General features: G+C 71.6%; 3 protein-coding genes. 2 read left to right on the top strand and 1 reads right to left on the bottom strand.

Annotation, left to right across the window (positions count from 1 at the left end):
• Positions 1-167: 167 nt before the first annotated feature.
• The gene (locus ACIQ2L_RS13590) at positions 168-701 is read left to right on the top strand and encodes a gamma carbonic anhydrase family protein (protein WP_396159736.1); all 534 of its coding nucleotides are present in this window, start codon (positions 168-170) and stop codon (positions 699-701) included.
• Here the strand turns inward: ACIQ2L_RS13590 and ACIQ2L_RS13585 are convergent.
• Complete coding sequence (locus ACIQ2L_RS13585; protein WP_396159734.1) at positions 659-1,708, bottom strand: alpha/beta hydrolase; 1,050 nt, start codon at positions 1,706-1,708, stop codon at positions 659-661. The genes ACIQ2L_RS13590 and ACIQ2L_RS13585 overlap by 43 nt on opposite strands.
• 58 nt (positions 1,709-1,766) lie before the next feature.
• On the opposite strand from ACIQ2L_RS13585, the gene bchO reads away from it, so the two are divergent.
• The coding region (bchO, locus tag ACIQ2L_RS13580; protein ID WP_396159732.1) for an alpha/beta fold hydrolase BchO at positions 1,767-2,526 on the top strand (760 nt) is incomplete at its 3' end.

Raw genomic sequence — 2,526 nt, 5'->3', positions numbered from 1 at the left:
GACACCGCGGCCGGGCATGCGGTGTTGCTCGGCGCGGGCGGCCGCGTGATGCGGCTCGACGGGACGCCGCTGCGCTACAACGCTCACGACGGATGGCTCAACCCGGATTTCATCGCGTGTGGCGATACCGAGGCGGATTGGCCGCGATGGCTGCGGGAGCACGGCGGATGATCTACAGCATCGACGGACGGCATCCGGAGATCTCGCCCGACGCGTGGGTCGCGCCGTCGGCGGACCTCATCGGCAGCGTGCGCCTCGCGGCCGGCTCAAGCGTCTGGTTCAACGCGGTGCTGCGCGGCGACAACGACTGGATCGAGGTCGGTGAGGGCAGCAACGTCCAGGACGGCAGCGTGTTGCACACCGACCCCGGGGTGCCCTTGGTGGTCGCCGCTGATGTCACGATCGGCCATCAGGTGTTGCTGCACGGTTGCACGGTCGGCGAGGGGTCGTTGGTGGGCAACGGTGCGCGGGTGCTAGACGGGGTCGTGATCGGACGCGGCTGCGTCATCGCCGCAGGCGCGGTGCTGCCGCCTGGCAAGCAGTATCCCGATGGCGTGCTGGTCATGGGCGCGCCCGGTGTCGTGGTGCGCGAGCTCACGGCGGAGGACCGACTGCGCGCGCGTCGCGCGGCGGATGTCTACCGGTCGCGCATCGCCCGTTATCGCGCGACGCTCACGCCTTGGGTGCCGAGCGGCGCCTGAGCCCTCGTCGCTGCCGATGCCGGGGTCTCGGGCAGCGCCTCGATGAACGCGAGCATCTCGGCGAGCAAGGGCGCTGTCCCGGACGGGGCGAGGATGTCGCCCGCGAGCACATGCTGTGAGCGGTCCTCACCGGGTGCGGCGCGATGCAGGCGCCGTGCCGGCATGGTGAGGCGGGCGTAGGCGTCCTCGATGCGCTGCGGGCTCACCACCTGGTCGAGCGGCGAATACACGACCAGCGTGGGCACGCGGATCTGCTCGAGCGGCGAGGCGCGCACCTCCTTCACGAGCGCCATCATCGGCACCAGCGCACGCGCCGGATAGCGCCAGGTCCAGAACTTCGCCTGCTCGGGGTTCGCCGGCTGCCAACGGTGTTCTTCGCCGATCAACCACTGCTGCAATTGCGCGCCCCACGGGCCGGCGAGCAGGTCGGCGTTGGGGTCTTTGGGTCCGAGATTGGGTGAGACCAGCAGCTGCGCGGCGATCGACGACGCTTCCGGCTGCTGCGCCAACCACAGGGCCAGCGTGCCGCCGGTCGAGGTGCCGACCACCAGCACGCGCTCGCCGATCCGTCGCCCGATCGCGAGCGCCTCGGATGCGTCCTGCAGCCAGTCGTCGCCGGTCACTTCGCCCATGGCGGCGGGCGCCCGGCCGTGGCCGCTCAGCCGGGTGTAGAAGAGGTTGGCGCCGAGCCGCGCGGCGAGCAAGTCGCAGAAGGGCGCGATCTCCTGGCGGGTGGCCGAGTAGCCGTGCAGGTAGATGATCGAGAGCGGTGTACGACGCCGGTCGGCGTGGGCCCAGACGATCGTCTTCTCTGCGCCCGGCACGATGTCCGGGTGTGCGGCCTCGCGCGCCGCGATCCAGCGCTCGAGGACGGTGCCGTCGGCCGCCTCTGCCGGCAACGCCGGCGGCTCCGCGGGGGGCGCGATGCGGTATACCGGGCCGACAAAGAATAAGAGGGCGAGCGCGGCGACGGCGAGCGCGATCGCGGCCAGGATGCGTCGGAGCATGGCCCGGATGGTAACGCAGTCGGTCGCCGTCGCGGCGCGGGGACGGTAGGATGCGGGCATGCCGGCCCTGCGCGCACCCGACTGGGAGACTGACGGACTCGACTGGCCGAACCGCGAGGCGAGCCGGTTCGTCGATGCCGGGGGCCTGCGTTGGCATGTCCAGGTCATGGGCAGCGGGCCGGTGCTGCTGTTGTTGCACGGCACCGGCGCCTCGACGCATTCGTTCCGCGACCTCTTGCCCTTGCTTGCGGCGCGGTTCCAGGTGGTCGCGCCCGACCTGCCGGGACACGGGTTCACCGCGCGTCCTGCGGACCCCGCCGGCCTTTCGCTGCCCGGGATGTCGGCCGCGGTCGCGGCGCTGTTAAGCGCCCTCGCGCTGCCGCCGCAGATCGCGGTGGGCCATTCGGCGGGCGCGGCACTGCTGTGCCAGATGCAGTTGACGGGGCAGTTGCGATCGCAGGCCTTGGTCAGCCTCAACGGCGCGCTGCTGCCGTTGCCGGGCCTTCGTCACCCGGCGTTCACGCCGCTGGTCCGCTCCGTCGTGTCAGGCGAGTGGTTGCCGCGGCTTTTCGCGCGCCGCATGGAGTCGCCGCAGGAGGTCGAGCGCCTGCTCGAGCGCACGGGGTCGGTGCTCGATCCGCGCGGCCGGGATCTGTATGGGAGGTTGTCGCGCAACCCGGTGCACACCGGGTCGGCGCTCGCGATGATGGGGCACTGGGACACGCGGCCGCTCGAGGCGGGACTGCCGGATCTCGATGTGCCCTTGCTGCTGCTGGTCGGTGCCGAAGACCGCATGATCCTGCCCGGGGTCGCCCTGC

The organism is Flavobacterium sp., from assembly GCF_044369455.1.
Taxonomy (GTDB): Bacteria; Bacteroidota; Bacteroidia; order Flavobacteriales; family Flavobacteriaceae; genus Flavobacterium.
This window is presented reverse-complemented; position numbering and strand designations above follow the sequence as displayed.